The organism is Pseudohaliea sp. (assembly GCF_054552115.1).
Window position 1 is genome coordinate 1 of record NZ_JBTOLW010000007.1, and the last position, 26035, is coordinate 26035.

Genomic DNA, 26035 nt, shown 5'->3' on the forward strand with positions numbered 1-26035 from the left:
AGCCGGTCCAACCGCCCAGCTTGCCCACCGTCTTGCGATCAAACATTGCCGCGCCCCATTCCCATCCGGTCTCGGGCACAATACGGCGGGTGAGGTCAGGGGCTCAACGCCCCCGGAAACCTTCGAAGAACCTTTTTTTTGCCCGGATTTCCCGTCGAGGCCCCCGCCGTGCCGGAACTCCCCGAAGTCGAGACCACCCGCCGCGGCCTGGCTCCCCACGCCGTCGGCGAGCGCATCCTGGCCGTCACCGTCCGCGAGCCGCGGCTGCGCTGGCCCGTCGACCCGGTGCTGCCCGCTGCCCTCGCCGGCCAGCGGGTCGACGCCATCGACCGGCGCGCCAAGTACCTGCTCTTCCGCACGGCCGCCGGGCGCCTGGTGGTGCACCTCGGCATGTCCGGGTCCCTGCGCGTGCTGCCCGCCGATACGGCGCCGGCGCCGCACGACCACATTGACATCGTCCTCGAAAGCGGGGTCGTCCTGCGCTACAACGATCCGCGCCGCTTCGGCAGCTTCCACTGGCTCCCGGGGAACGAAGGGCACCCGCTGCTGGACCCGCTGGGTCCCGAACCGCTCGGCGATGCCTTCGATGGTGACTACCTGTACCGGCGCTCGCGCGGCCGGCGGGCCCCGGTCAAGGCTTTCATCATGGACGCGCGGATCGTGGTCGGCGTTGGCAACATCTACGCCGCCGAAGCCCTGTTCCTCGCCGGCATCTCCCCCCGGCGCCCGGCCGGGCGCATCAGCGCCGCGCGCTACGACGCGCTCGCCGGGCATATCCGCGCGGTACTGACGGCCGCCATCGCCCAGGGCGGAACCACGCTGCGGGATTTCGTCGGCAGCGACGGGCGCCCGGGCTACTTCGCGCAGCAGCTGTGGGTCTACGGCCGCGCCGGTGAGCCCTGCCGGCGCTGCGGGGCCCCGCTGCGGGAGCGGCGCATCGCCCAGCGCGCCAGCGTCTACTGCGTAGCCTGCCAGCGGTGAACGGGCTACACTAGACTCGATAAAGGGAGCGGACCGGCCGGTCCGGGGGAGAGAAACATGAAGCTTCTTGAGGGGCTGCCCGCCCTGCTGCTTGCACTGGTCATCGCCGCGCCGACGGTCCACGCCCAGGCGGTGGATGAAAAACCCAACGCGTTCGCCATGGTCGGTGATCTCGTGGTCGCCCGGCCCATCGGCCTGGCCATGACCGCGGTGGGCGCCGCGGCCTTCGTCGTCAGCCTGCCGTTCACGGCCCTGGCCGGTCATGTGGGCGAGTCCGCCGAGACCCTGGTGCTCGGCCCCGGCGAGGCGACCTTCATGCGCTGCCTGGGCTGCCGCGAGGCGGGCTATACCTACAAGGACAAGGAACTCCGCGACGCCCGCGGGCAGAACGACTGACCCGGGCCCGGGTCAGTCCGCGAACCGCGCCGCCAGGGCCTCCGCGACAGCCGGGGGCACGAAGGGTTCGACGTTGCCGTTGAGCGCTGCGATCTCCCTCACCAGCGAGGACGAGATGTAGGACAGGTGCTCCGAGGGCGTCAGGAAGATGCTCTCGAACTCCGGGTAGATCGCCCGGTTCATGTTCGCCAGCTGGAACTCGTACTCGAAATCCGCCACCGCGCGCAGGCCCCGGAGCACGCAGCGCGCGCCGAGGCCGCGGGCGAAGTCCGTGAGCAGGTTACTGAAACCCTGGACCTCCACGTTCGGCAGGTGGGCGAGGGAGCTTTCGCAGAGGGCGACGCGCTGCTCGAGGTTGAAGAGCGGGGTCTTCTTTTCACTCCAGGCAATGGCCACGACCACGCGGTCGAAGAGCCGGGCGGCGCGCTCCGCCAGGTCCACGTGACCGTTGGTGATCGGGTCGAAGGTCCCCGGGTAGATCACCGTTTCCCGACTCATGGCAGCGGTTCCCAGCGGCTGTTCACATAGGTTGAGGGCGCCGATGGTAAACAATTCACGGGAGGGCCACAAACGCTCACCCGGGGGCCACAAACGGCCGGTAGAGGCCGAACTGCACTCCCCCGCCGCGGCCGCTGCGGTGGCAGGCCCAGCCCCCGGGCAGCAGCGCCGCCGGGTCGCGCTGGTCCGTTTCCACGTAGACGAGCGTGTCCTCGTGGCAGAGCGGCGCGAGCCGCGCGCTGGCCCGGGCCAGCGCGTCGCCGGCGAAGGGCGGGTCGAGGAACACCAGGTCGAAGGGACCCTCGCCGTGCTCGAGGAAGCGCTCTGCGCGTTCGCAGCGGCAGACGGCCCGCTCTCCGGCGCCCAGCGTCGCGAGGACGGCGCGCAGGCGGTCCATGGCCTGGCGGTCGCTGTCCACGAAGGTGACGCTTGCGGCGCCGCGGGAGAGGGCCTCGAGGCCCAGGGCGCCGCTGCCGGCGAAGAGATCGAGGCAGCGGGCGCCGGGCACGACGGCCTGCAGCCAGTTGAAGAGGGTCTCGCGGACCCGGTCCGCGGTGGGCCGCAGCCCCGGCCGGTCCGCCACTGCCAGGCGGCGGCCGCGCCACTCGCCGCCGATGATGCGAAGGCCGCCTCTTCCCCTCCCTGCCGCCATTTTTCCCGCCTGTGCCACGGTGATAGCATAGGCGCCCCGCGGGCGCCCGCCCGCGCACTCTAGCACGGCAGACATGAAGTTCTTCAAACGCAGGAAAGGCGCTGCCGACGAGGGCGCCGAGGCGCCCGCGAGCGACGGCGCCACCCCACCGGACGGCTCCGCCGAAGCCGGCCCGCCCGCAGCCGCGGATCCACCCCCGGCAGCAGAGGAGAGCGCCGGGCCCGGTTTCTTCGCCCGCCTGCGCCGCGGTCTCGGCCGCACCAGCGACAACCTCGTCGCCGGCCTCGGCAACCTGTTCCTCGGCCGCAAGGAAATCGACGCCGAACTCCTCGAGGAGCTCGAATCCCGGCTGCTGCTGGCGGACGTCGGCGTCGACGCCACCGTGCACATCATCGAGCAGCTCACGCAGCGCGTCTCGCGCAAGGAGCTGACCGAGCCCGCGGCCCTGCGCGATGCGCTGCGCGAGGAGCTGCTGGCCATCCTCGAGCCCTGCGAGCGGCCGCTTGCCATCGGCGGCGCCGCGCCCTTCGTGATCCTCATGGTCGGCGTGAACGGCGTCGGCAAGACCACCACCATCGGCAAGCTGGCCCGCCGCTTCCGGGACGAGGGCCGCTCGGTGATGCTCGCCGCCGGCGACACCTTCCGCGCCGCCGCCGTCGAGCAGCTCCAGGCCTGGGGCGAACGCAACGCCGTGCCGGTGATCGCCCAGCACACGGGCGCCGACAGCGCCTCGGTGCTCTACGATGCCTTCGCCGCGGCCCGTGCCCGGGGCGTGGATGTCCTCATCGCCGACACCGCCGGCCGGCTGCACAACAAGGACCACCTCATGGACGAGCTGCGCAAGGTCGTGCGCGTCCTCGGCAAGCTGGACCCGGCCGCGCCGCACGAGGTGATGCTGGTGCTCGACGCCGGTACCGGGCAGAACGCCCTCGCCCAGGCGGATACCTTCACGGAGGCCGTGGGCGTGACCGGGCTCACGCTCACCAAGCTGGACGGCACGGCCAAGGGCGGCATCATCTTCGCCATCGCCCGCAAGCTGGGCCTGCCGATCCGCTTCATCGGCGTCGGTGAAAGCGCCCAGGACCTGCGCCCCTTCGCCGCCGGCGAGTTCATCGACGCCCTCTTCGACCGGGACTGAGCGCCCGGTGATCACCTTCGAGCGGGTCAGCAAGCGTTTCGAGGGCGGCCACGATGCGCTCCGCGATGTCTCCTTCGAGGTCGGTGCGGACGAGCTCGTGTTTCTCACCGGCCACTCCGGCGCGGGCAAGACCACGCTCCTGCGCCTCATCATGCTGCTCGAGCGGCCGAGCCGGGGCCGTGTCCTGGTGAACGGCCGTGACCTCTCGCGGATCGCCCGCCGCGGCATCCCGGCGCACCGCCGCGAGGTCGGCGTGGTGTTCCAGAACCACCGGCTGCTCTTTGACCGCAGCGTCTTCGACAACGTGGCCCTGCCGCTGTACATCGCGGGCTACGACCACCGCGAGGTCGGCAAGCGCGTGCGCGCCGCCCTCGACAAGGTCGGCCTGCTCCGCCACGAGCGCGCCATGCCCGTGACCCTGTCCGGGGGCGAGCAGCAGCGCGTGGGCATCGCCCGCGCCGTGGTCGGGCGGCCGCCGGTGCTGCTCGCCGACGAGCCCACGGGCAACCTCGACCCGGCGCTGTCGGCGGAGATCATGACCCTGTTCGAGGACTTCTCCCGCGTCGGCGTCACGGTGCTCATTGCCAGCCACGATCTCGCGCTGATCTCCCGGCTCCGGCACCGCATCATCACGCTGCGCGAGGGGCGCCTGATGGGAGCGCCGGCCTGATGGCGGCCCGGCCTGCGCGCCGCGACGGTGTGCGCCGCGAGGGCGCGCGCGTGCAGCGCACGCGGCTGTCGCACCGGGTCAATGCCTGGGTGCGCCATCACCGCCTGTCTGCGGCCGACAGCCTGCGCCGGGTGCTCGAGCGGCCCACGGGAAGCCTGCTGACCTGGCTGGTGGTAGGGATTGCCCTCGCGCTGCCGGTGAGCCTGGCCCTCTGCCTGGACAATCTCCGCGGCCTCGGTGGCGGGGTCGATACCCGGGCGCAGCTGTCCGTGTTCCTCCGTCCCGCGGTCGACGCCGCCGAGGGGCAGGCCCTGGCCGTCGAGCTCGGCGACCGCGCCGCTATCGCCGCGGCGACCTTCCGCTCCCGGGAGGCGGCGCTGGAGGAGTTCCGCGCCCGCTCCGGTTTCAGCGACGTGCTCGGCGGCCTGGAGGACAACCCCCTGCCCCACCTGCTCCTCGTCGTCCCCCGGGACCCGGCGCAGGCCGGCGCGCTGGCCGGGGAGATCGGGGCGCTCGCGGCCGTCGACGAGGTGGTCCTCGACCTGGCCTGGCTGGACCGCCTGCAGCGGCTCACCGAGCTCGGCCGGCGCCTGGTGCTGGTGGTGGCGCTGCTGCTGGCGGCCGGGGTGCTGCTGGTGCTCGGCAACACGATCCGCCTCGCCGTGGAGGGTCGCCGGGAGGAGATCGAGGTCACCCGCCTGGTGGGCGCGTCCGATGCCTTCGTGCGCCGGCCCTTCCTGTACTCGGGGCTCTGGTACGGTATCGGCGGCGGCGCCGTCGCGGCGCTGCTCGTGGCCGCGGTGTTCGCCGCGCTGCGCGGCCCGGTAGCACAGCTGGCCGCGGCCTACGGCGCGGACTGGCGCCTGGCGGGCCTGGGGCTCATCGACGCCTTCGGGCTGGTGCTGGCCGGCGGGGCCCTGGGCCTCGTCGCTGCCTGGCTTGCCGTCGGCCGGCACCTGCGGCTTGATCCCGGGGAACTTCCAGGGAATTAGCACTCTAATACGCTGAGTGCTAAAATCGAGCACCAGTTTGGAGGGGAACCGCATGAGCACCCAGCTTCAGCCCATCGACCAGATGGTGCCGGGGGGCAACCTTGCCGCCTACGTGCAGGCCGTTGCCAGCATCCCGGTACTGAGCGCCGAGCGCGAGCAGGAGCTCGCCCGGCAGCTCCATTACCACAACGACGTGCAGGCGGCGCGCGAGCTGGTGATGTCCCATCTGCGCTTCGTGGTGCACATCGCCCGCAGCTACAGCGGCTACGGCCTGGCCGAGGCCGACCTGATCCAGGAAGGCAACGTCGGCCTCATGAAGGCCGTGAAGCGCTTCGACCCGGAAAAGGGCGTGCGCCTCGTGTCCTTCGCCGTGCACTGGATCAAGGCCGAGATCCACGAATACATCCTGCGCAACTGGCGCATCGTCAAGGTTGCCACCACCAAGGCCCAGCGCAAGCTGTTCTTCAACCTGCGCAGCGCCAAGAAGAGCCTGGCCTGGCTCACCGCCGACGAAGCCCAGGCCGTCGCCGATGACCTCGGCGTCAACGTGCAGGAAGTTCAGCGCATGGAAGGCCGGCTCTCGAGCCGCGACCTCGCCTTCGACGCGCCGGTGGACGGCGATGACGAGGACGGCTGGCAGGCGCCGCAGTACTATCTCGAGGATCGGGGCGGCGACCCGGCAGACGCCGTGGAGTCCGAGGACTGGCGCGCGCAGAGCGAAGGACGGCTGCAGGAAGCCCTGCGCAACCTCGACGAGCGCAGCCGCGACATCGTCGCCCGGCGCTGGCTCGCCGACGACAAGGCGACGCTGCACGAACTCGCCGCCGAGTACGGGGTCTCCGCCGAGCGCATCCGCCAGCTCGAGCAGGCGGCCATGAAGAAACTGCGGACCGCCATCGCCGCCTGACCCGTGGCCAAGCTCTTTCTCTCCCTCGGCGCGCTGGCCGGCCTGCTGGCCGTGGCTTTCGGTGCCTTCGGCGCCCACGCCCTGCGCGGGCGCCTCGACGACTACGCCCGCGGCGTGTTCGAGACCGCGGTGCAGTACCACTTCTACCACGCGCTGGCCCTCGCCCTGGTCGGCGTGCTGTTGCTGTCGCAGCCGGCGACGGCGCTGCTGAAGTCCAGCGGCTGGCTCTTCCTCATCGGCATCGCCGTCTTTTCCGGCAGCCTCTATCTCCTCGCCATCACCGGTATCAAGTGGCTCGGCGCCGTCACGCCCATCGGCGGCCTCGCCTTCATCGCCGGCTGGGGGTGCCTCGCTGCGGCCGCCTGGAAGCTGCTGCCCTGAAGGGCGGCGCAGGTCCGTGAGCGACGAGGCCCCGCGCGAGCACCGCCCGATCCGCAGCTTCGTGCTGCGCCACGGCCGCATGACCACGGCGCAGCGCCGGGCCTGGGAGGCCGGCTGGGAGCGTTTCGGTATCGACTTCACGGGCCGGCCGCTGGACTTCGATGCGCTCTTCGGCCGCCCCGGGCCGCGGGTGCTGGAGATCGGTTTCGGCATGGGGCACTCCCTGGCGGCGATGGCCGCCGCGGCGCCGGACAGCAACTTCCTCGGCATCGAGGTGCACCGCCCCGGCGTGGGCAAGCTCCTGCACCTGGTGCAGGAGCAGGGCCTGGCGAACGTGCGTGTCATGTGCCATGACGCCGTGGAGGTACTCCGCGACGGCATCGCGCCCGACAGCCTCGATACGCTGCAGGTCTTCTTCCCCGACCCCTGGCACAAGAAGCGGCACCACAAGCGCCGCCTCATCCAGCCACCCTTCGTAGAACTGGCCGCCTCGCGGCTGCGCCCCGGCGGCCGGCTGCACCTGGCCACGGACTGGGAGAACTACGCCGAGCAGATGCTCGAGGTGCTCTCCGCCTGCCCGCTGCTCGAGAACACGGCCCCCGGCACCGGCTACGCGCCGCGCCCGGCCCACCGGCCGCTCACCAAGTTCGAGCAGCGGGGCGAGCGCCTGGGTCACGGGGTGTGGGACCTGCTCTTCACGCGACTCACGCCCTAGTCCTCGAAAAACGCCCCGACCACGTCGTCGAGAAAGGCCAGCCCCAGCGGCGTGGTGCCGAGGTGCGCCGGGTCGTCCCGCAGCAGCCCCTTGCCCACCAGCGCCGCCACCGTGGCCGCGATCGCCGCATCGTCCAGCCCCGTCGCCTCGGCGAAGCGCGCGCGCGGCACGCCCTCGACCAGCCGCAGCGCACCCAGCATGAACTCGCCGGCGAGGTCCGCGGGCTCGAGGGTGCGTTCGCTGGCGGTAAAGCCCCCGGGCGCGGCATCGAGGTAGGCCTCCGGCTGGCGCCGCTTGGCATAGCGGCGCACGCGGCCGTCCGCGCCGGTGACCTTGCCGTGAGCGCCGGCGCCGATGGCGAGGTAGTCGCCGAAGGTCCAGTAGCCGAGGTTGTGCCGGCAGCGCCGGCCGGGCCGGCTCCAGGCCGAGACCTCGTAGCGCCCGTAGCCGGCGCTCTCCAGCCGCTTCGCGCCCTCGCTCTCCAGGTCGCCGAGGATGGCCTCGCCCGGCAGCACCGGCGGGCGGCGGTGGAAGACCGTGTTCGGCTCGATGGTCAGCTGGTACCAGGACAGGTGTTCCGGGCCCAGGGCGATGGCCGTGTCCAGATCCGCCAGGCCCGCGGCCACGTCCTGCCCGGGCAGGCCGTGCATGAGGTCGAGGTTGAGGTTGTCAAAGCCCGCCTGGCGGGCCGCGGCGACGGCCGCGAGGGCCTGGAGGCGGTCGTGCACGCGCCCCAGCCGGCCCAGGGCGTCGTCGTCGAAGCTCTGGATGCCGAGGGAGAGGCGGTTGACGCCCGCGCGGCGGAAAGCGGCGAACTTCGCCGACTCGGCGCTGCCGGGGTTGGCCTCCAGGGTGATCTCCGCATCCGCCGCCAGCGCCACGCGCTCGCGGATGCCCTGCAGCAGCCGCGCGATCGCCTCGGCCGAGAACAGGCTGGGGGTGCCGCCGCCGATGAACACGGTGTCCACCGGCCGCCCGCGCGCCGCGGCGGCCTCGCCGTCGAGGTCCATAAGCAGTGCGGTGACGTAGGCATCCTCGGGCAGCTGCTGCCGCCCGTGGGAGTTGAAGTCGCAGTAGGGGCACTTGCGCTCGCACCAGGGCAGGTGCACGTAGAGCCCCAGCGGTGGGCGGTTCACGGTGTGGCGTCGAGCCCCCGCAGGGCCTCCAGCAGCGCGGCGCTGGCGCGGGCGCGATGGCTCAGCCGGCTCTTCTCCGCGGGCGCTAGCTCGGCGGCGGTCACCGCCAGGCCCTCGGGCTCGAACAGCGGGTCGTAGCCGAAGCCGCCGTCGCCGCTTACCGCCTCGCGGATCCGGCCGGGCCAGCGGCCCTCGGCGATCACCGGGGTCGGGTCGTCGCCGCTTCTCAGGTAGACCAGGGCGCAGTGAAAATGGGCGCCGCGCTGCTCCGCCGGGACCCCGGCGAGGGCCTTGAGCAGCTTCGCGTTATTGGCCGCGTCACCCTGGTTCCCGGCATAGCGCGCCGAGTAGATCCCCGGCGCCCCGCCGAGCGCATCCACGGCGAGCCCCGAGTCGTCGGCGATCGCCGGCAGCCCGGTGTGCGCCGCCGCCGCCCGCGCCTTGAGGATGGCGTTCTCCACGAAGGACAGGCCCGTTTCCTCGACTTCCGGTACCCCGAACTCGTCCTGCGGCCGCAGGGTGACGCCGAGCGGCGCGAGGGTGCGGGCGAGCTCGGTGATCTTGCCGCGGTTGCCGCTGGCGACGACGATCTCGGTCATGCGGGCCTCGTGAGGTGGTAGATGGCAGTCTGGGCGAACAGGTTCGGCCAGGCCCGGGCCAGGCCCGGGCCGCCGGCGCCGACCATGTCGCGGGCGAGGATGCGCACGCCGAGCTCGGCGCAGAGCTGCTCGAAATCGCGCACGGTGCAGAAGTGGATATTCGGCGTGTCGTACCAGCGGTAGGGCATGAAGCGCGACACGGGCATGCGGCCGCGGGTCGCCAGGTGCACCCGGCAGCGCCAGTGGCCGAAGTTCGGGAAGGTGACGATGCCCTGGCGGCCGACGCGGAGCATCTCGGCGAGCACCCGGTCCGGGTAGTGCATGGCCTGCAGGGCGTGGGCGAGCACGACCGTGTCGAAGCTCCCGTCCGGGAAGTTGGCCAGGCCCCGGTCCAGGTCCTGCTGCACGATGTTGAGGCCGCGGCCGACGGCCCGGGTGATGTTGTCCTCGTCGATCTCGATGCCGGTGCCGGCGGTGCCGCGCGTCTCGCGCAGGAACGCGAGGAACTCGCCGTCCCCGCAGCCGAGGTCGAGGACCCGGGAGCCCGGGTCGATCCAGCGGGCGCTGTGGGTGAGGTCCTGGCGCATCAGCTCACCTCTACCTGCTGCAGGTAGGCGCGGAACAGCGCCAGGTAGCGCGGGATGGGCATGAGGAAGGCGTCGTGGCCCTCGTCGGCGGCGATCTCCGCGTAGCTGACCTCGCGGCGCGCGGCGATGAGCGCGTCGACGATCTCCCGGGAGCGCGCCGGCGGGAAGCGCCAGTCCGTGGAGAAGGAGAGCACGAGGAAGCGGCAACGGGCGTGCTCGAAGGCGGCCACCGGGTCGTCGCCGTACTCGCGGGCGAGGTCGAAATAGTCCAGCGCCTGGGTCATGAGGATGTAGGTATTGGCGTCGAAGCTGTCGGAGAAGCGCGAGCCCTGGTAGCGCAGGTAGCTCTGCACCTGGAACTCCACCGGCTCGTCGCCGCCGACCTCGAAGCTGCCGGAGCGCAGCTCGCGGCCGAATTTGCTCGCCATGGCGTCGTCGGACAGGTAGGTGATGTGGCCGACCATGCGCGCGAGGCCGAGGCCCCGGGCCGGCACCTTGCCGGCGCGCAGGTAGTGGCCATCCTCGAAATCCGGGTCGGACTGGATGGCCTGGCGCGCGACCTCGTTGAAGGCGAGGTTCTGCGCCGAGAGCTTCATGGCGGCGGCGATGACGACGCAGTGGCGCAGCCGTTCGGGGTAGAGCAGTGCCCAGCGCATGGCCTGCATGCCGCCGAGGCTGCCGCCGATCACGGCCGCCCAGCAGTCGATGCCGAGCGCGTCGGCCAGCCGGGCCTGGCTGTGCACCCAGTCGCGCACACGCAGCGCCGGGAAGTCCGGCCCCCAGGGCTGGCCCGTGGCCGGGTTGATGGAGGCCGGCCCGCTGGAGCCGTGGCAGCCGCCCAGGTTGTTCAGGGAGACGACGAAGAAGCGCTCCGTGTCGATGGGCTTGCCGGGACCGATGCATTCGTCCCACCAGCCCGGCTTGCGGTCCGCCTCGCTGTGCCGGCCGGCGGCGTGGTGGTGGCCGGAGAGCGCGTGGCAGACGAGGATCGCGTTGTCCCGGGCGGCATTGAGCTCGCCGTAGGTCTCGTAGATGAGGTCATAGGCGGGCAGCACCCGCCCGCTGGCGAGCGTCAGGGGCTCGTCGAAATGCAGGGTCCGCGGCGTGACCAGGCCGACGGAGCCGGCATCGGGATGCGTGGCCACCGCGGTGCCGTCACACACCCATGACCAGCGCCGGGTGCAGCCCCACGCCGGCTGCCATGTGGCGCAGGGCGATCTGCAGCACGTTGATCAGGATGAAGACCAGGATCGGCGAGAAGTCGAGGCCGCCCATGGGCGGCAGGATGCGCCGCACCGGCGCCATCACGGGCTCCGTGATCTGCCACAGGAGCAGCAGCGCCGGGTGGCGGCTGGTCGGCGCGACCCAGCTGATGATGATCATGGCGAGCAGGGCGAAGAAGTAGATGTTGATCAGCAGCCCGAGCACGCCGATCACCGACCAGGCGAGGATGAGGGTCGGCCCGACCATCCCGACCCCGTGGATGAGGAGCAGGGTGATGATGCCGAGGGCCTGCAGCACCACCGCGAGTACCAGCGAGGCGCTGTCGAAGCGGCCGAAGGCGTGGAAGAGACGCCGCGTGGGCCGCACCAGCGGGTTGGTCGCCCGGACCACGAATTGGCTGATCGGGTTGTAGAAATCCGCCCGGGCGAAGTGGAACAGGAAGCGCAGCAGCATGACCAGGAGGTACAGGCTGAGGGCCGTCTGGATCAGGTAGGCGAAGATCTCGTTGATGGCACTCATGGTTTTATATCCTTTACTGCTCAGCCCAGCTCGTCGGCCATTTCCTTCGAGCGGGCCAGGCACGCGGCCATGGCCCGGGCGACCGTCGCCTCCAGGCCGTCACCCCGGAAGCTCTCGATGGCGCGCTCGGTGGTACCGCCGGGGGAGCAGACGCGCCGGCGCAGCTCGGCGAGCTCCACGCCGCTCTCCGCCGCCATGCGCGCGGCGCCGAGGCAGGTCTGGGCGGTGAGGGCGGTGGCGGTTTCCCGGTCGAGCCCCAGGCGCTCGCCCTCCGCTGCCATGGCCTCCATGAAGAGGAAAAAATAGGCCGGGCCGCTGCCGGAGACGGCGGTCACGGCGTGCAGGTCGTCTTCCGCCTCCACCCAGCGCACCAGGCCCACGGCGGAGAGGATCTTGGTGGCATGGGCGCGCTGGGTCTCGTTCACGGCGCCCGTCGCGTAGAGGCCGCTGGCACCGGCGCCGAGGAGCGCCGGCGTATTCGGCATACAGCGGATGACCGGAACGCCGGGGCCGAGCCAGCGCTCGAGGCTGGCGACGGGGATGCCCGCGGCGATGGACAGGGCGACGCTGTTCCCGCCGGCCAGCGCCGGGGCGATGTCGCTGCAGACCTGCTCCATGACCTGCGGCTTCACGGCGAGGATGACGACATCGGCGCCTTCGACGGCGGCGCGGTTGTCGCTGCCGGTAGTCACCGGGGCCACCTCGCGCAGCCGCGCGAGGCTGTCCGGCGACGGGTCGCTGGCGCTTAGCCTGGCCGGCGGATGCCCCTGGGCCACGAGCCCGCCGATGATGCTGGCGGCCATGTTGCCGGCGCCGATGAAGGCTATGCGGATCTCTGCCACGGCTTGCATTCCGGTTTCTGGAGAAGCCCGCGAGTATACATGGCGCTCACGCCGTAAATCACCCGCGGTGGTTCAGGTGCCCCGGGGGCCGAAGATCGCCGTGCCGATGCGCACCAGGGTCGCGCCCTCGGCGATGGCCGCCTCGAGGTCGGCGGACATGCCCATGGACAGCGTGTCCAGCCCCGGCGCCTCCTCGTGAAGGTCGGCGTGAAGGTCGGCGTGAAGGTCGGCGAGGAGGGCGGCCAGGCGGGCGAACGGCTCGCGCTTCAGGGCCTCGTCCTCGAACGGCGCGGGGATCGCCATGAGGCCGCGCAGCTCCAGGCGGGGCAGCCCGGCCACGGCGGCGGCCAGGGCCGGCAGCGCGTCGGGCTCGACGCCGGCCTTGCTCGCCTCGCCGGAGATGTTCACCTGCAGGCAGACCCTGAGCGGCGGCAGCTCCGCCGGGCGCTGCTCCGAGAGGCGGCGGGCGATCTTCAGCCGGTCGACGCTGTGCACCCAGTCGAAGTGCGCGGCGATCGCCCGGGTCTTGTTGGACTGGACCGGCCCGATGAAATGCCAGTGGATGCCGTCGAGGTCACGGGTGGCGGCGATCTTGTCCTCGGCCTCCTGCAGGTAGTTCTCGCCGAAGTGGCGCAGGCCCGCCGCGTAGGCGGCGCGGACGGCCTCGGCCGGGTGCGTCTTGCTCACGGCGAGGACATGGACCGCCTTCGGATCGCGGCCGGCTTTTTCCGCCGCGGCCCTGACCCGCCCAGAGACCTCTGCTATATTGCCCGCAATGCAATCCGCGTCCATGGCTGCATGGTAGCTCAAGGCGCGTGCTGCGGCGACAACGGACGTGTCGAGGGGGACCGGAAGCATGGACATTACTGAACTCCTGGCGTTCAGCGCCAAGCAGGGCGCGTCGGACCTGCACCTCTCTGCCGGGCTGCCGCCCATGATCCGCGTCGACGGTGACGTCCGCCGCATCAACCTGCCGCCGCTCGAGCACAAGCAGGTCCACGAGCTGCTGTACGACATCATGAACGACAAGCAGCGGAAGGATTACGAGGAGTTCCTCGAGACCGACTTCTCCTTCGAGGTCCCCGGCGTCGCCCGCTTCCGGGTCAACGTCTTCAACCAGAACCGCGGCGCCGGCGGCGTCTTCCGGACCATTCCCTCCCGCGTCTGGACCATGGAGGACCTCGGCATGGGCCAGGTCTTCCGCGACGTGTGCATGATGCCCCGGGGCCTGGTGCTGGTGACCGGTCCCACCGGCTCGGGCAAATCGACTACGCTGGCGGCGATGATCGACTACATCAACGACAACAAGTACGAGCACATCCTCACCATCGAGGACCCGATCGAGTTCGTGCACGAGAGCCGCAAGTGCCTGGTCAACCAGCGCGAGGTGCACCGGGACACGCTCGGTTTCGCCGAGGCCCTGCGCTCGGCGCTGCGGGAGGACCCGGACATCATCCTGGTGGGCGAGATGCGCGACCTCGAGACGATCCGCCTCGCCCTCACCGCCGCCGAGACGGGCCACCTGGTCTTCGGCACGCTGCACACGACCTCTGCGGCCAAGACCATCGACCGGGTCATCGACGTGTTCCCGGCGGCCGAGAAATCCATGGTGCGCTCCATGCTCTCGGAATCGCTGCAGGCGGTGATCTCGCAGACGCTGCTCAAGCGCGTGGGCGGCGGCCGGGTGGCGGCGCACGAGATCATGCGGGCGACCTCGGCAATCCGCAACCTGATCCGCGAGGACAAGGTCGCGCAGATGTACTCGGCGATCCAGACCGGCCAGGCCGTGGGCATGCAGACCATGGACCAGTGCCTGAAGGAGCTGGTGACCAAGCGCGTGGTCTCCCGCGACCACGCCCGCGAGAAGGCGCGAATCCCCGAAGACTTCTAGAGAGGTCCCTGGCCATGCACGTTGAAGAGCTCATGCGCGAGGTCGTGGAGCGCAACGCATCCGATGGCTTCCTCACCGCCCGCGCCGCTCCGGCAGTCAAGGTCGATGGGCAGATCTACTCCCTGGACCTGCCGGCGCTGGACGAGCACAAGGTGCGCGACGTCGTGCTGGCCACCCTCTCCGACACGCAGAAATCGGATTTCCTGCGCACCCACGAGTGCAACTACGCGCTGCAGTCGGAGGAATACGGCCGCTTCCGCGCCAGCGCCTTCGTCCAGCGGGGCAGCTGCGGCCTCGTGATCCGGCGCATCCAGACGCGGATCCCGCGGGTGGATGAGCTGGGCCTGCCGCCGATCATCGAGGACCTGGCCATGACCAAGCGCGGCCTGGTGATGTTCGTGGGCGGCACCGGCACCGGCAAGTCCACCTCCCTCGCCGCCATGATCGGGCACCGCAACCGCAATTCCCGGGGCCATATCTTCACCGTGGAGGACCCGATCGAGTTCATCCACGACCACGCCGGCTGCCTGGTGACCCAGCGCGAGGTCGGCCTCGACACGGACTCCTTCGAGGTCGCCCTGCAGAACGCCCTGCGCCAGGCGCCGGACGTGATCCTCATCGGCGAGGTGCGCAGCGCCGAGACCATGTCCCACGCCCTGGCCTTCGCGGAAACGGGGCACCTGTGCCTGTGCACCCTGCACGCCAACAACGCCAACCAGGCCCTGGACCGCATCCTCAGCTTCTTTCCCTCCGAGCTGCACAACCAGGTTTGGATGGACCTGTCGCTGAACCTCAAGGCGATGATCGCGCAGCAGCTGCTGCCGCGGAAGGAAGGGCCCGGGCGGGTGCCGGTGATGGAGGTGCTGCTTAACTCCGCGCTCATCGCCGACCACATCCGCAACGGCCAGGTGCACGAGATCAAGGGGGTCATCTCCCGCTCCAACGAGCAGGGCATGATGACCCTGGACCAGTCCCTCCTCGCCGCCTACAAGGAGGGCTTCATCAGCAGCGAAGAGGCGATCCGCAGCGCCGACTCGGCGAACGACGTGCGCCTCGGCATCAAGCTCCACGACAAGGGCCAGCGCGGGGTCGCCAGCCGGGTGAACCTCACCGTCGACGACAGCTGAGGCTAGCCGCGGCCGTTCAGCCAGCTCTCCAGGATGAGGCTGGCGGCGAGGCTGTCCACCGGGTCCCGGCGGTAATCCCCGCGGTGGCCGCGCTCCCGGGCCTCGGCCTTGGCGGCGTGGCTGGTCAGCCGCTCGTCCACCAGCTCCACCGGTTTGCCGAAGCGCCCGTGCAGGCGCCGGGCGAAGCGCCGCGCCCGCACGCCGATCTCGCTCGGGGTGCCGTCCATGTTCAGGGGGTCGCCCACCAGCAGCAGCTCCGGCTGCCACTCCTCGAGAAGCGTCGCAACGGCGTTCCAGTCCGGCTGCCCTTCCTTCGCGCGCAGCACCGTCAGCGGCTCGCAGGTGCCGAGCACCGCGTTGCCCACGGCGACGCCGATCTGCGTGAGGCCGAAATCGAAGGCCAGCAGGGTGCGTACCTCCTTCATTGCCTCCCCCGCCGGCTTCAGGCGTGGCCCGCCTCGCTGCTGATGAGGTTCATGTCGATGCCGAGGCGCCCGGCGGCGGCCTGCAGCCGCTGCTCCGGCGGGGTGTGGAAGATGATCGCCGGGTCCGCCGGCATCGTGAGCCAGCTGTTGCGGCTGATCTCCTCCTCCAGCTGCCCGGCGGACCAGCCGGCGTAGCCGAGGGCGACCAGGTACTCGCCGGGCCCCTCGCCGGCGGCGATGGCGCGGAGGATGTCCTGGGAGGTGGTGAGCAGCAGCTCTTGCGTCACCTGCAGGGTGGCGTCCCAGGCCCTTGGCCCGGGACGGTGCAGGATGAAGCCGTGGTCCGTCTGCACCGGGCCGCCGGCCATCACGGGGATGTCGCTGAAGTCGCGGCGGGTCTCGATCTCGAGGTGGTCGAAGATCTCGTCGAGGTCGAGATCCAGCGGGCGGTTGATAACCAGGCCCATGGCACCCGCCTCGCCGTGCTCGCAGACGTAGGTCACGCTGTGCGCGAAGATGCCCTCATCGAGGCTGGGCATGGCGAGCAGGAAGTGATCCCGCAGGCATTGGCTGGAGTGTCGGGCGGTGGCCATGGAAACAGTGTGCCCCCAAAGCCCTGCGGGCCGCTACCCCCCGACCGGTGCAAAGTCCCAGGTGCGGATGATCTCCAGCTTGTCGGCCTTCTCGCGCAGTGCCGGCGGAAAGGGCGCGTAGGGCGCCGCCATGCGCACGATCTTCAGGGCGGCCTCGTCGAGGACTGCGTAGCCGGAGGAGTCGAGGAGGTCCACGGTCTCCAGGCTGCCGTCGCTCTGCAGCACCACGCGCATCCGCAGCGCGCCGTAGAGCCCGTAGCGCAGGGAGGCGCGGGGGTAGTAGGCGTTGCCGACGGTCTCCAGCCGCTCCCGCCAGGCCTGCAGGTAATCCGCCTCCACCGCGCTCTTGGCCGATACGGCGGTGAGCGTTTGCACCCGCGGCGCGGTCGAGCTCGCTTCCTCGCGGTCCTGCACCGAGGCCTCGAGGGCCGCCAGGCGGCGCTGCAGGGCGGCCAGCCGGTCCGACGGGTTGCCGCCGGCCGTGCTGCCGCTCTCGACCACCGCGCGCTGCTTGCTGCGCCGGGCCGTGAGCAGGGCCCGGGCCGTGTCGCCGCCCTCCCCCGTACCGCGGCTGGCCCGCTGCTCGGCCCGCTGCGTGGGCACCGGCAGGGCGGGCGCCGCCCGCGGCGCCCGGTCCTGTTCGGCCCGGTCGCCGCTGCCCTGCTGGTCGGCCTGGGCGAGGTGGCTGGCCTCCGGCGGCGCGGCGGCGGGCACCTGCACCAGGGTCACCTCCAGCTGCCGCGGGACGCTTTCGCGGGTGAGGGCGTTGAAGGTGAGGCCGAAGATCAGCAGCGCGTGAACGGCGGCAGCGGGCAGCAGCGCCAGGACCAGCCGGTCCCGGGGGGCTGCGGGTGCTGGTGCCGCCGCTGTGCCCGCCGCAAGCGCCACGGCGCTAGCCGCGCGCCGCCAGCTCCGCGGCGATGCAGTCCATGAGCTGGCCGCCGATATCCAGCTCGCAGGCCGCGTCGATCTCGCGGATACAGGTGGGGCTGGTGACGTTGATCTCCGTGAGGTAGTCGCCGATCACGTCCAGGCCCACGAAGAGCAGGCCCTTCTCCACCAGCGTCGGGGCCACCTGCGCGGCGATCCACTGGTCCCGCTCGGACAGCGGCTGCGCCCGCCCGGTACCGCCGGCGGCGAGGTTGCCCCGAGTCTCGCCCCGCGACGGCAGCCGCGCCAGGCAGTAGGGCACCGGCTCGCCCTTGATCACCAGGATGCGCTTGTCGCCCTCGCTGATCTCGGGAATGTAGCGCTGGGCCATGATCGTGCGCTCGCCGTGCTCCGTGAGCAGCTCGAGGATCACCGACAGGTTCGGGTCCCCTGGGCCCACGCGGAAGATAGAATCCCCGCCCATGCCGTCCAGCGGCTTGTAGATCACGTCGCCGTGCTCGTCGTAGAAGGCACGCAGCCGCGCCATGTCGCCGCTCACCAGCACCGGCGGGCAGCACTCCGGAAACTGGTTGGCGAACATCTTCTCGTTGCAGTCGCGCAGCGCCTGGCAGCGGTTCACCACCAGCGTACCCAGCCGCTCGGCCGCCTCGAGAATATAGGTGTTGTAGACAAACTCGTTGTCGAAGGGCGGGTCCTTGCGCATCAGGATCACGTCCAGCTCCGCCAGATCCCGGTCCTGCCCCTCGCCCAGGTCAAACCAGTGCGAAGAATCCCGGTGCACCGCCAGCGGCGCCATGAACGCCCGCGGCACCCCCTGCACCAGCGACAGGTGCGCAGGCTCCATGTACCACAGCTTCCAGCCGCGGTCCTGCACCGCCCAGAGCATGGCCAGGGTGCTGTCCTTCTTGTACGTAATGTCGGCGATGGGATCCATCACCACGCCTACGCTGATCGTCATGCGGGGGGCTGCCTAGTTGGGGTGGGGATAAGCTACGTGGTGGGGGGCGGGGGCGCAAGGGAGTGTGTGGTGGTTCTCATTACTAGGGTGGTCTGGTGCCAGTTGGATTGCGGGGGGTGGGTTTGGTGCCTAGGCTGGAATGGATTGATGGCGGTGTTTGTTGGCTTTGGCTGAAGGCACGCGCCCGCTTCCGCTGCTCGCATAGATAGACTGGAGTGGTCGCGTTGAATGCGGTTCTTATCTTGGCCGCTGCGTAACAGCCTGATATCAATAGAGAAAAACGTTCAAAAATGATTTCGGCGCGGAGATAGCAGGAACGGAGATAGGCGGAATGGTCCGTATACTTAGCTGTTATATGGCAAGAGCGTAGCCGGCCGTAGAGGATCAAGCATGCATATCCACAAAGTCACAGTCAGGAACTTCCGGCTTCTGGCCGACGTGGAGATGGTGCTGGAAGACCAAACCACTCTCGTGGTCGGCCGCAACAATAGCGGCAAGACATCGCTTTCGGAGGCCATCCGCCGGTTTCTCGTAGACCAGAACCCGAAATTCCAGATCGAGGACTTTTCGAATGTCTCGTATGACGGCTTTTGCGAAGCGCTCAAGGCCAAGAACGCAGGTGGGCAAGACGATGAGGTTCGCGCTCTGATTCCGAGCATCGAGCTGCGACTCTTGTTCCGATATGACCCCGAACAACCCGAGCTCGGCCCTCTTAGCGACTTCGTCATCGACCTCGACCCCGACTGCAACGAAGCGCTCGTCGTGGCGCGCTACGAGTTGCGTGACGGCGCCATCGAGTCGCTGTTCGCCGATCAGCCGGCCGGCGAGCTGACCGAGGAATACCGGCTGACCTTCTTCCAACTGCTCCGCGAGCGCGTGCCCGCGCTCTTCGTCGACAGCATCTGGGCCGAAGACCCCAACGACTCCACCAACCGCAAGCAAATGACCGCGAGTGCGCTCCGGTCCCTCTTGAAGACGGGTTTCGTGAACGCCCAACGCGGGCTCGACGACGACACGTCGAGAGACACCGACGTTCTGGCCAAAATCCTGGAAGGTCTCTTCACTGCCGCGAAATCGCCGACCGCCAATCAGGCCGATCAAGTCATCGCTGAAGCTTTGCAGGAGGCCGTGCGCGACGTTCAGCAAACGATCGAGGGCGGTTTCAAGGAAGAGCTGCGGAAGCTGATGCCGACCTTGCGCACGTTCGGCTATCCCGGCCTCGACGGTTCCGAGTTGGAGACGGAGACGACACTCGACGTGGAGCGCCTCCTTTCACGCCACACCAAGGTGAGATACGCAGGCCATCACGGTATTCTGTTACCGGAGTCCTATACCGGCCTCGGGATACGCAACCTCATCTTCATCCTGCTTCGGATCGTCAGCTTCTATCGCACCTTCCGGGCCGAACCGACCGCCCCCGGCGTCCACCTCGTGTTCATCGAGGAACCCGAGGCTCACCTGCATCCCCAGATGCAGGAAGTGTTCATCCGCCAAGTGTCGAAGATCGCTCAGCAGCTCAGCGACGAGGAGGGCGCTCCCTTGCCCTGGCCGGTTCAGTTCATCGTATCGACGCACTCATCCCACGTCGCCAATGCGGCCGGCTTCGAGGCGATCCGGTATTTCCTCCCGACCGCCGCTGACGGCGTTCGCCAGACCGCGATCAAGGACCTGCGCGAGGGGCTGCGTGAAACACCGGAAGATCACAGAACGTTTCTCCACCAATATCTGACGCTGACTCGCTGTGACCTATTCTTCGCCGACAAGGCCATATTGATCGAAGGCACCAGCGAGCGCCTGCTGCTACCGGTCATCATCGAAAAGCTGGAGCAAGCCGAGCCCGACGCGCCCAAGCTGTCCAGCCAATACATGACGACTATGGAAGTCGGCGGTGCCTACGCGCACATATTCTTCGACCTTCTCGACTTTCTAGAGCTGCGGACACTCATAATCACTGACCTCGACTCCGTCGCTGCCCCCGGCGAGGCCGCTTGTCCGGTGCATGAGGGAGCGGCCACGAGTAACGCCTGTCTCAACACTTGGTTCGGAGATGGCGACTGCTCGCCCGAGGCCCTTCTGGCGAAAGATGACGCGGCCAAGGTCAAGGAACTCCGGCGTATAGCCTTTCAACGGCCCGAGGCCGAAGGCGATCCGTGCGGCCGCACTTTCGAGGACGCGTTCATGCTGGCGAATCCGGCGATGTTTGATATCGAAGGCGCCACGCCCGACGAGCAGGCCCAGTGCGCGTGGGACAAGCTCGATAAGATCAAGAAGTCCCAATTCGCCCTCAAATACGCTATCGACGAAACTGGCTGGACCGCGCCCGGATATATCCTCGACGGATTGAGATGGCTGGCGGCTGGTGGCATTCCCGATGCGGACGCGGCGATCGTCCAGGCAGCCGCCGCCGACCTCCCCGGAGCAGCAGCGGCTCATGATGAGTGAGGTCGTGGAACAATTGAATCCGGCCGAAGAGGCCAGCCAAAAAGCCCTCGCTGAGGTGTATGGCTGCCTAGAGCGCAAAGAGAGCTTCCTCGTCGAAGCCGGCGCTGGCGCCGGAAAGACCTACACGCTCGTCAAGGCGCTCCACTTCCTCATGGGCCGCTATGAGCACATTCTGCCGCAGCGGCATCAGAATATCGCGTGCATCACCTTCACAAACGTGGCGAAGGACGAGATCGACGCTCGGACGGACCGGAGCCCGCTCATCTATTGCAATACTATCCACGCATTCTGCTGGTCGCTCATCAGCGGTTTCCAAAGACAACTCCGGGAGCAGCTGCCGCAGCTCCAGCACTGGCCCGACAGGATCGCCGAAGTTGGCGACCTCGGCGAGCGTGCCGTTGAGTACGAGCTTGGGCACAGAAGCATCAACGACCGACGTGTCTCCATCCATCACGACGACGTTCTTATCCTGACTATCGCTCTCATGGACAACGCCAAGTTCAGACGCATCCTGGCGGACAAATACCCGATCATATTGATCGACGAGTATCAGGATACTAACGCCGACTGGATCGACTCGATCAAGGCCCACTTCCTCGGGCAGCAGGGATCGCCACAATTCGGCTTCTTCGGCGACCACTGGCAGAAAATCTATGGCGACGGATGCGGAAAGATCGAGCATCCAAGCCTGACGGTCGTCGGCAAGCAGGCGAACTTCCGGTCGGTTTCGACGGTCGTCGAATGCCTGAACCGCATGAGGCCCGAACTGCCTCAATTCGTGGTCGATCCGAACGAGCAGGGCTGTATCCACATCTTTCATACGAACACTTGGGCAGGTGACCGTCAGATGGGCAGCCACTGGGGCGGAGATCTTCCTACCGAAGTCGCAGATCGGGCACTTCAGACCGTCCTCAATCGTCTTGGCGAAGACGGCTGGGACCTATCTCCCGAGACCACCAAGATCTTGATGCTCACCCATCGTGTGCTTGCCGGCAAGCAGGGATATCCCAGCATTCCAACTGTCTTCGCGTTCAACGAGTCCTTCAAGAACAAAGAGCATCCGCATATCGCCTTTTTCGCCGACGCTCTGGAGCCGGCCTGTGAGGCTTACCTCTCCAAGAAGTACGGGGAGATGTTCCGTACACTCGGTTCTAACGTGCCGGCGATCCGCGCTCAGGCGGACAAAAAGAAATGGTCCGAGGCCATGGACAAGCTCATTGAGTTGAGAGCCAGCGCTACGGTCGGCGACGTGGTGGATCATTTGCTTGCGGTGCGCCGACCGAGGGTCCCGGATGCCGTCGAGCGGCGCGAACGCGAATTGCGGGAGTTTGACCCGGAGGCCGGCGAAGACATGCCGCGAGCGCTGAAGGAGCTCGGCGACCTCCGGGCCGTCTCGTACCGGGAAATCGTCGCCCTGTGCCGCTACCTGTCGGGCCATTCTCCGTTCGAGACGAAGCACGGAGTCAAGGGTGCCGAGTTCGAAAACGTCCTCGTCGTCGTTGGCAGAGGCTGGAACAAGTATAACTTCAACGAAATGCTCGAATTGGCTAGGGACGCCGCACAGGTTCCCGCAAACAAACAGGCCGCGTTCGAGCGCAATCGGAATCTCTTTTACGTCACCTGCTCGAGGCCCAAGAGGCGATTGGCTGTTCTCTTCACACAACAGCTTTCCGCCGCAGCCATGCAGACAGTTGCCGGGTGGTTTGGTGATGCAAACGTTGAACCTCTCAGGCTATAGGCAATCCTGTGCCTTCATCGCCGAGAGTGCAGACGAGTTGCCAGTCGATAGGCAGTCTAGAGACGTTCAATTGCCACATAACAATAGCATGCAGCGGGCGGCGCTCCGCGCCGCCGCTGATAATGAGCGTTAAGTGGAATCGGCATGATTTTTAGGCTCATGACATTCTGTCTCACTGCCGCATTGCTAGTGCTCGCGAATTTGGCGGTAGCTCAGAGTGCAGCGTTAGAAGAATGTCAGCACTGGCAGGCTAAAATCGAGTACTACACGCAGCTGCGACGGGCCGGCGGTTCCGCTGCGCAGATGGAGAGATGGAAGCAGCAAAGAGCAGAGTATGAAGAGCAGTTTCGTGAAAACCGGTGCCTCAAATATGGAAGGCTTCTTCGTGGTTCCTCTTGAAAAATGATGGCACTGCGCTTCCTTCTATCGCGCAGTGCGCGCAACGCACCTGCGCTAAAGAAGGCATTGGTTAGGCCATGGAGCGTAACGAAAAAGCCGCTAAGCTCAAGGAACTCCGGCATAAATCTGGAGCTGGCCTGCTTGAGTGTAAGAAAGCACTTCGTCGATGTGGAGGCGATGAACGCCGTGCGTTGGCTGAGCTTCGTAAACGAGGCCATGAGCCCCCTGAGCCGGAGACAGAACCAGTCGAGTAACGAGAACGCATAAGCCCCTGACCAGAGGGCGCAACGAATCGTGAAAGTCCCCGCTAGGAACTCGTGACCACATCTGATCAATCACCACCCCTGAACCCCACCGCACCCCATGAGAAAATACTGTATGAAAATACAGCTTCCCACGAGGTGCCCCATGACCGCCGCCCTCCCCCAACCCGCCCTGCAAACCCTCGAAGACCAGATCACGGAACTCGCCGCCCATATCAACGCCGCCACCTGGCGTCTGCTCACGCTCATCCGTGAATACGACCTCCGCAGCGGCTGGAATTGCGGCGCCACCAAGTCCTGCGCGCACTGGCTGAACTGGAAGTGCGGCATCGCCATCGGTGCAGCGCGGGAGAAGGTGCGGGTGGCGCATGCGCTGGCCGAACTGCCGAAGGTCAGCGAGGCCTTTCGGCTCGGCAGCCTCAGCTATTCCAAGGTGCGGGCGATTACCCGGGTGGCCACGCCGGAGAACGAGGACTACTTCCTGATGATCGCCCGGCACGGGACGGCGGCGCACGTGGAGCGCCTGGTGCAGGCCTACCGGCGCGTGGGCCGGGACGAGGCGCAGGCGCAGCTGGAGAACCGCAGGTTCAGCTACTACATCGACGAGGATGGCAGCTACGTGATCCGCGGCCGGCTGACGCCCGAGCAGGGGGAGCGGCTGATGCTGGCGCTCGATGCGGCGGTGGATGCCATGCCGCGGGATGATGACCTGTGCCCGACCCAGCGGCGGGCGGATGCGCTGGAGCGGCTGGCGGACAGCTACCTGGCTGGCGGTGACGGCGACAGCACCGGTGGTGACCGCTATACGGTCCACGTGCATACCCGGGCGGCCGACCTGGAGGCGGCCACTATCGACGACGAAGACGTTTCCGCGGAAACGTCCCGGCGCGCCGCCTGCGACTGCGGGGTGGTGCACTGGCTGGAGAACGACCGCGGCCAGGCGCTCGATATCGGCCGCCGCGCCCGCAATATCACCCCGGCCCTGCGGCGGGCGCTGGAACACCGCGACGGCGGCTGCACCTTCCCGGGCTGTACCACCCGCCGTCACGTCGATGCCCACCACGTGGTGCACTGGGCCGATGGCGGTGAGACGAAGCTCGACAACCTGGTGCTGCTCTGCCGCCATCACCACCGGCTGGTGCACGAAGGCGGCTACGCCGTGGCGCTGCCGGCCTCCGGCAAGGCGCGCTTCCGCGATCCCCGTGGCAACTTGGTGCCCCCGGCGCCGGACACGCGTTCCCGCGGGAACGTGGTAGCCCTTCATCATCACCACGACCGGGAACAGCTCCCTATCAGCCCGGCGACGCTCCCGCCACACTGGCAGGGCGAGCGGATGGACCTGGGGATGGCGGTGGAAGCGTTGCTGAGGCGGGACGGCAGGTTGAACCCGGGGCAGAGCCCCTGAACGGTGGCCCCTCCGCAGAGCTGATGCTGCACTGTCACCCGGTTTTCGGGTAGCTTTCGGGTTCGTGTCGTGTTCGGTTGCCTGTTTCAAGGGCAGGATGACGGCACCTCGACGCCACGGGAAGCGCAATGATTGTTCGCAAGCTACGTCTTCGCAACGGCTGGTCGCAGGACCAACTGGCCGAGTTGGCCGATGTCTCTGTCCGCACGATTCAGCGGGTCGAGCGAGGCCACAAGCCGAGCCTGGAAACAGCCAATGCGCTGGCCGCGGTGTTCGGGGTGGATGTCACCACCTTCATGACGGAGCACGAAACCATGATCAGTACCGAACAGGAAAAAGCGGCGACGACCAGTGAGCACCTTGAGCCCGATGAGGCCGAAGCGCTTGAGTACGCGAAGGGCATCAAGGACTTTCTGAGCGGCGTCGCCGCCTATGTCATTCTCGCGGCGGTCTTTTTTGCCGTGAAAGGCTTCCATGAGCCGGTCCTCTACTGGGTTTTCGGCGGCGTCGGCCTCGCGCTGACCGTGCAGGGGCTGGTGTCCTTCGAGGTGATACGCCTGCCATTTCAAGACCTTGAACGCAGGCTGGTAGAGAAACGACTGGGCCGCAAGCTATAGGCTCGCTGCTTCGCGGCGGAGCAATCGCTTCGCGCTATCCGAACTCAGCCGCCGACTTCGTTCAGCATCGCCTTGTCGCGAGTCCCGGCGGCTGTCGAGGGCGAGGGAGAGGTGGGGCGTAACGGCCATGATTGCCAGGGCGGCCATGGCGCACTTGCTCGTGAACATCCCGGTCACCGTAGAGGGGGTGGGTCGATGCCGATGCCACTAGCAGCTGGCACTTTCGGGGACGAGAAATCGCAGCCGAGGATTAGTGTGAAAGCTCTAGTTTTCCCGACCACACTCAGGGATGAGAAAGGGTCGTTTCCAACGACGGCCGGGAGGTGGCAAATGGCTACTCAAATGTTCGATGGCCGGGGGTGGCGGCAGGAGCTGTTTGCCGCGCTGCTTCTTGCGCTGGTGCTCTGGCTGCAGATCGCGGCGCTGCCTCACCTTGGCTGACGCCGCCGGGCGGTTAGAATCGGGGTCCCTACCCACCGCAATACAGGGCGACAGCGATCCCGGTCCGGCATTCCTTAAGGCTACTTCGATGGGGTGTGCTCTCCCCGAGCACGCGCGCGGCCTTCCTGCGCTTTGCCTGCGTCGGCCTCACCATGGCGCTCATCGACATCGGCCTGCTCTACCTGCTCAAGGACAGGCCCGCCTTCAACGCCTACACCGCCCGCCTGGTGTCCTATCCCGCCGGGCTGACGGTCGGTTACTTTCTCAACCGCTACTTCACCTTCCATCACATCGACAATGTCCGCCATGTGCTCGATGAGCTGGCGCGGTTTTTCGCTGTGCACGCGGTAGGCGGTCTCCTCAACTTCGGCGTCTTTTCCCTCGTTGTCTATGCCGGTGAGGGCGCTGCGATCCCGTCGTCCTGGGCGGTGGCTATTCCGCTGGTCGGCGTCTGCCTGGGTGGCGTGGTGGGGATGTGCTTCAACTTCTTCGTGTCGCGGGAGCTGGTGTTCGATGGTTGAAGCGCGGTGGCCGCATTTGGTGAACTGATGGGCAGGACGCCATAGCGTCATGACGCTATAGTGATGTCTTGTCATCGATTTCCCCGG

28 protein-coding genes are annotated in these 26035 nt (G+C 68.0%); 15 read left to right on the forward strand and 13 right to left on the reverse strand.

Annotated elements, in window-relative coordinates:
* Positions 1-168 precede the first annotated feature (168 nt).
* Together mutM and ACX93N_RS05215 are read left to right on the forward strand one after the other, a co-directional pair.
* The gene (gene mutM / locus ACX93N_RS05210) at positions 169-981 is read left to right on the forward strand and encodes a bifunctional DNA-formamidopyrimidine glycosylase/DNA-(apurinic or apyrimidinic site) lyase (protein WP_459427341.1); all 813 of its coding nucleotides are present in this window, start codon (positions 169-171) and stop codon (positions 979-981) included.
* A 57-nt stretch (positions 982-1038) separates the two neighbouring features.
* Entirely contained in the window at positions 1039-1377 is a 339-nt protein-coding gene (locus tag ACX93N_RS05215; protein ID WP_459427342.1) for a hypothetical protein, read from the forward strand.
* A gap of 12 nt (positions 1378-1389) precedes the next feature.
* Here the strand turns inward: ACX93N_RS05215 and coaD are convergent, their stop codons facing one another.
* Together coaD and rsmD are read right to left on the reverse strand one after the other, a co-directional pair.
* Complete coding sequence (gene coaD / locus ACX93N_RS05220; protein WP_459427343.1) at positions 1390-1875, reverse strand: pantetheine-phosphate adenylyltransferase; 486 nt, start codon at positions 1873-1875, stop codon at positions 1390-1392.
* 76 nt (positions 1876-1951) lie between these two features.
* Positions 1952-2527, reverse strand: a complete 576-nt coding sequence (gene rsmD / locus ACX93N_RS05225; RefSeq protein ID WP_459427344.1) for a 16S rRNA (guanine(966)-N(2))-methyltransferase RsmD — start codon at positions 2525-2527, stop codon at positions 1952-1954.
* A gap of 73 nt (positions 2528-2600) precedes the next feature.
* Here rsmD and ftsY point away from each other — a divergent pair, with 73 nt between their 5' ends.
* The 6 genes from ftsY to trmB are packed head-to-tail and all read left to right on the forward strand — an operon-like array spanning position 2601 to position 7330.
* A complete protein-coding gene (gene ftsY / locus ACX93N_RS05230) occupies positions 2601-3665 on the forward strand; it encodes a signal recognition particle-docking protein FtsY (RefSeq protein WP_459427345.1) in 1065 nt (354 codons plus the stop codon).
* 7 nt (positions 3666-3672) lie between these two features.
* Positions 3673-4335, forward strand: coding sequence for a cell division ATP-binding protein FtsE (gene ftsE / locus ACX93N_RS05235; protein WP_459427346.1), 663 nt, complete (start codon positions 3673-3675; stop codon positions 4333-4335).
* Positions 4335-5327: a permease-like cell division protein FtsX gene (ftsX, locus tag ACX93N_RS05240; protein ID WP_459427347.1), complete on the forward strand. Its 993-nt coding sequence runs from the start codon at positions 4335-4337 to the stop codon at positions 5325-5327. The genes ftsE and ftsX overlap by 1 nt, the downstream gene beginning before the upstream one ends.
* Positions 5328-5379: 52 nt before the next feature.
* Positions 5380-6234: an RNA polymerase sigma factor RpoH gene (gene rpoH, locus ACX93N_RS05245; RefSeq protein ID WP_459427348.1), complete on the forward strand. Its 855-nt coding sequence runs from the start codon at positions 5380-5382 to the stop codon at positions 6232-6234.
* A 3-nt stretch (positions 6235-6237) separates the two neighbouring features.
* Positions 6238-6615, forward strand: coding sequence for a DUF423 domain-containing protein (locus ACX93N_RS05250; protein ID WP_459427349.1), 378 nt, complete (start codon positions 6238-6240; stop codon positions 6613-6615).
* Between the two features lie 16 nt (positions 6616-6631).
* On the forward strand, positions 6632-7330 hold the full coding sequence (trmB, locus tag ACX93N_RS05255; protein WP_459427350.1) for a tRNA (guanosine(46)-N7)-methyltransferase TrmB: 699 nt from the start codon (positions 6632-6634) through the stop codon (positions 7328-7330).
* Here the strand turns inward: trmB and hemW are convergent.
* The 7 genes from hemW to ACX93N_RS05290 all read right to left on the reverse strand — a co-directional run bounded on the left by hemW (position 7327) and on the right by ACX93N_RS05290 (position 13101).
* On the reverse strand, positions 7327-8466 hold the full coding sequence (gene hemW, locus ACX93N_RS05260) for a radical SAM family heme chaperone HemW (protein ID WP_459427351.1): 1140 nt from the start codon (positions 8464-8466) through the stop codon (positions 7327-7329). The genes trmB and hemW overlap by 4 nt on opposite strands.
* Entirely contained in the window at positions 8463-9065 is a 603-nt protein-coding gene (gene rdgB, locus ACX93N_RS05265; RefSeq protein ID WP_459427352.1) for an RdgB/HAM1 family non-canonical purine NTP pyrophosphatase, read from the reverse strand. Before rdgB ends, hemW begins: the two co-directional genes overlap by 4 nt.
* The gene (gene metW / locus ACX93N_RS05270; RefSeq protein ID WP_459427353.1) at positions 9062-9652 is read right to left on the reverse strand and encodes a methionine biosynthesis protein MetW; all 591 of its coding nucleotides are present in this window, start codon (positions 9650-9652) and stop codon (positions 9062-9064) included. The genes rdgB and metW overlap by 4 nt, the downstream gene beginning before the upstream one ends.
* Positions 9652-10797, reverse strand: coding sequence for a homoserine O-succinyltransferase MetX (metX, locus tag ACX93N_RS05275; RefSeq protein ID WP_459427466.1), 1146 nt, complete (start codon positions 10795-10797; stop codon positions 9652-9654). The genes metW and metX overlap by 1 nt, the downstream gene beginning before the upstream one ends.
* Before the next feature lie 10 nt (positions 10798-10807).
* On the reverse strand, positions 10808-11395 hold the full coding sequence (locus ACX93N_RS05280) for a YggT family protein (protein ID WP_459427354.1): 588 nt from the start codon (positions 11393-11395) through the stop codon (positions 10808-10810).
* Between the two features lie 20 nt (positions 11396-11415).
* Positions 11416-12246 (reverse strand): pyrroline-5-carboxylate reductase, encoded by an 831-nt coding sequence (proC, locus tag ACX93N_RS05285; protein ID WP_459427355.1) that lies wholly within the window; start codon positions 12244-12246, stop codon positions 11416-11418.
* Positions 12247-12309: 63 nt separating this feature from the next.
* Entirely contained in the window at positions 12310-13101 is a 792-nt protein-coding gene (locus tag ACX93N_RS05290; protein WP_459427356.1) for a YggS family pyridoxal phosphate-dependent enzyme, read from the reverse strand.
* Between ACX93N_RS05290 and ACX93N_RS05295 the strand changes: the two genes are divergently transcribed.
* Entirely contained in the window at positions 13094-14128 is a 1035-nt protein-coding gene (locus tag ACX93N_RS05295) for a type IV pilus twitching motility protein PilT (RefSeq protein ID WP_459427357.1), read from the forward strand. The two genes, ACX93N_RS05290 and ACX93N_RS05295, sit on opposite strands and share 8 nt — an antisense overlap.
* 14 nt (positions 14129-14142) lie before the next feature.
* A complete protein-coding gene (locus ACX93N_RS05300; RefSeq protein ID WP_459427358.1) occupies positions 14143-15255 on the forward strand; it encodes a PilT/PilU family type 4a pilus ATPase in 1113 nt (370 codons plus the stop codon).
* A gap of 2 nt (positions 15256-15257) precedes the next feature.
* Here ACX93N_RS05300 and ruvX read toward each other — a convergent pair whose 3' ends face one another.
* The 4 genes from ruvX to gshB are packed head-to-tail and all read right to left on the reverse strand — an operon-like array spanning position 15258 to position 18122.
* Positions 15258-15680: a Holliday junction resolvase RuvX gene (ruvX, locus tag ACX93N_RS05305; protein WP_459427359.1), complete on the reverse strand. Its 423-nt coding sequence runs from the start codon at positions 15678-15680 to the stop codon at positions 15258-15260.
* A gap of 17 nt (positions 15681-15697) precedes the next feature.
* Positions 15698-16273, reverse strand: a complete 576-nt coding sequence (locus ACX93N_RS05310) for a YqgE/AlgH family protein (protein WP_459427360.1) — start codon at positions 16271-16273, stop codon at positions 15698-15700.
* 33 nt (positions 16274-16306) lie between these two features.
* Entirely contained in the window at positions 16307-17161 is an 855-nt protein-coding gene (locus tag ACX93N_RS05315) for an energy transducer TonB (RefSeq protein ID WP_459427361.1), read from the reverse strand.
* Between the two features lie 4 nt (positions 17162-17165).
* Positions 17166-18122 carry a glutathione synthase gene (gene gshB, locus ACX93N_RS05320; protein WP_459427362.1) on the reverse strand — a complete coding sequence of 319 codons (957 nt, stop codon included), beginning with the start codon at positions 18120-18122 and terminating at the stop codon, positions 17166-17168.
* 390 nt (positions 18123-18512) lie between these two features.
* Here gshB and ACX93N_RS05325 point away from each other — a divergent pair, with 390 nt between their 5' ends.
* From ACX93N_RS05325 to ACX93N_RS05345, 5 genes are all read left to right on the forward strand, one after another.
* Complete coding sequence (locus ACX93N_RS05325; protein WP_459427363.1) at positions 18513-20564, forward strand: ATP-dependent nuclease; 2052 nt, start codon at positions 18513-18515, stop codon at positions 20562-20564.
* Positions 20554-22302 (forward strand): UvrD-helicase domain-containing protein, encoded by a 1749-nt coding sequence (locus ACX93N_RS05330; protein ID WP_459427364.1) that lies wholly within the window; start codon positions 20554-20556, stop codon positions 22300-22302. The genes ACX93N_RS05325 and ACX93N_RS05330 overlap by 11 nt, the downstream gene beginning before the upstream one ends.
* A gap of 807 nt (positions 22303-23109) precedes the next feature.
* On the forward strand, positions 23110-24369 hold the full coding sequence (locus ACX93N_RS05335; RefSeq protein WP_459427365.1) for an HNH endonuclease signature motif containing protein: 1260 nt from the start codon (positions 23110-23112) through the stop codon (positions 24367-24369).
* A gap of 128 nt (positions 24370-24497) precedes the next feature.
* Entirely contained in the window at positions 24498-24986 is a 489-nt protein-coding gene (locus ACX93N_RS05340) for a helix-turn-helix domain-containing protein (protein WP_459427366.1), read from the forward strand.
* Between the two features lie 536 nt (positions 24987-25522).
* The gene (locus tag ACX93N_RS05345) at positions 25523-25948 is read left to right on the forward strand and encodes a GtrA family protein (RefSeq protein WP_459427367.1); all 426 of its coding nucleotides are present in this window, start codon (positions 25523-25525) and stop codon (positions 25946-25948) included.
* The last annotated feature ends 87 nt before the right edge of the window (positions 25949-26035 follow it).

Excerpts from the sequence above, each read along its gene's own strand:
- proC (WP_459427355.1), bottom strand. The coding sequence starts at position 12,246 with ATGCAAGCCGTGGCAGAGATCCGCATAGCCTTCATCGGCGCCGGCAAC.
- ACX93N_RS05340 (WP_459427366.1), top strand. The coding sequence starts at position 24,498 with ATGATTGTTCGCAAGCTACGTCTTCGCAACGGCTGGTCGCAGGACCAA.
- rdgB (WP_459427352.1), bottom strand. The coding sequence starts at position 9,065 with ATGACCGAGATCGTCGTCGCCAGCGGCAACCGCGGCAAGATCACCGAG.
- coaD (WP_459427343.1), bottom strand. The coding sequence starts at position 1,875 with ATGAGTCGGGAAACGGTGATCTACCCGGGGACCTTCGACCCGATCACC.
- ftsY (WP_459427345.1), top strand. The coding sequence starts at position 2,601 with ATGAAGTTCTTCAAACGCAGGAAAGGCGCTGCCGACGAGGGCGCCGAG.
- ACX93N_RS05295 (WP_459427357.1), top strand. The coding sequence starts at position 13,094 with ATGGACATTACTGAACTCCTGGCGTTCAGCGCCAAGCAGGGCGCGTCG.
- rpoH (WP_459427348.1), top strand. The coding sequence starts at position 5,380 with ATGAGCACCCAGCTTCAGCCCATCGACCAGATGGTGCCGGGGGGCAAC.
- ACX93N_RS05300 (WP_459427358.1), top strand. The coding sequence starts at position 14,143 with ATGCACGTTGAAGAGCTCATGCGCGAGGTCGTGGAGCGCAACGCATCC.
- ACX93N_RS05325 (WP_459427363.1), top strand. The coding sequence starts at position 18,513 with ATGCATATCCACAAAGTCACAGTCAGGAACTTCCGGCTTCTGGCCGAC.
- ACX93N_RS05310 (WP_459427360.1), bottom strand. The coding sequence starts at position 16,273 with ATGGCCACCGCCCGACACTCCAGCCAATGCCTGCGGGATCACTTCCTG.
- ACX93N_RS05290 (WP_459427356.1), bottom strand. The coding sequence starts at position 13,101 with ATGTCCATGCTTCCGGTCCCCCTCGACACGTCCGTTGTCGCCGCAGCA.
- gshB (WP_459427362.1), bottom strand. The coding sequence starts at position 18,122 with ATGACGATCAGCGTAGGCGTGGTGATGGATCCCATCGCCGACATTACG.
- rsmD (WP_459427344.1), bottom strand. The coding sequence starts at position 2,527 with ATGGCGGCAGGGAGGGGAAGAGGCGGCCTTCGCATCATCGGCGGCGAG.
- ACX93N_RS05330 (WP_459427364.1), top strand. The coding sequence starts at position 20,554 with ATGATGAGTGAGGTCGTGGAACAATTGAATCCGGCCGAAGAGGCCAGC.
- ACX93N_RS05280 (WP_459427354.1), bottom strand. The coding sequence starts at position 11,395 with ATGAGTGCCATCAACGAGATCTTCGCCTACCTGATCCAGACGGCCCTC.
- ruvX (WP_459427359.1), bottom strand. The coding sequence starts at position 15,680 with ATGAAGGAGGTACGCACCCTGCTGGCCTTCGATTTCGGCCTCACGCAG.
- ACX93N_RS05335 (WP_459427365.1), top strand. The coding sequence starts at position 23,110 with ATGACCGCCGCCCTCCCCCAACCCGCCCTGCAAACCCTCGAAGACCAG.
- ftsX (WP_459427347.1), top strand. The coding sequence starts at position 4,335 with ATGGCGGCCCGGCCTGCGCGCCGCGACGGTGTGCGCCGCGAGGGCGCG.
- metW (WP_459427353.1), bottom strand. The coding sequence starts at position 9,652 with ATGCGCCAGGACCTCACCCACAGCGCCCGCTGGATCGACCCGGGCTCC.
- ACX93N_RS05215 (WP_459427342.1), top strand. The coding sequence starts at position 1,039 with ATGAAGCTTCTTGAGGGGCTGCCCGCCCTGCTGCTTGCACTGGTCATC.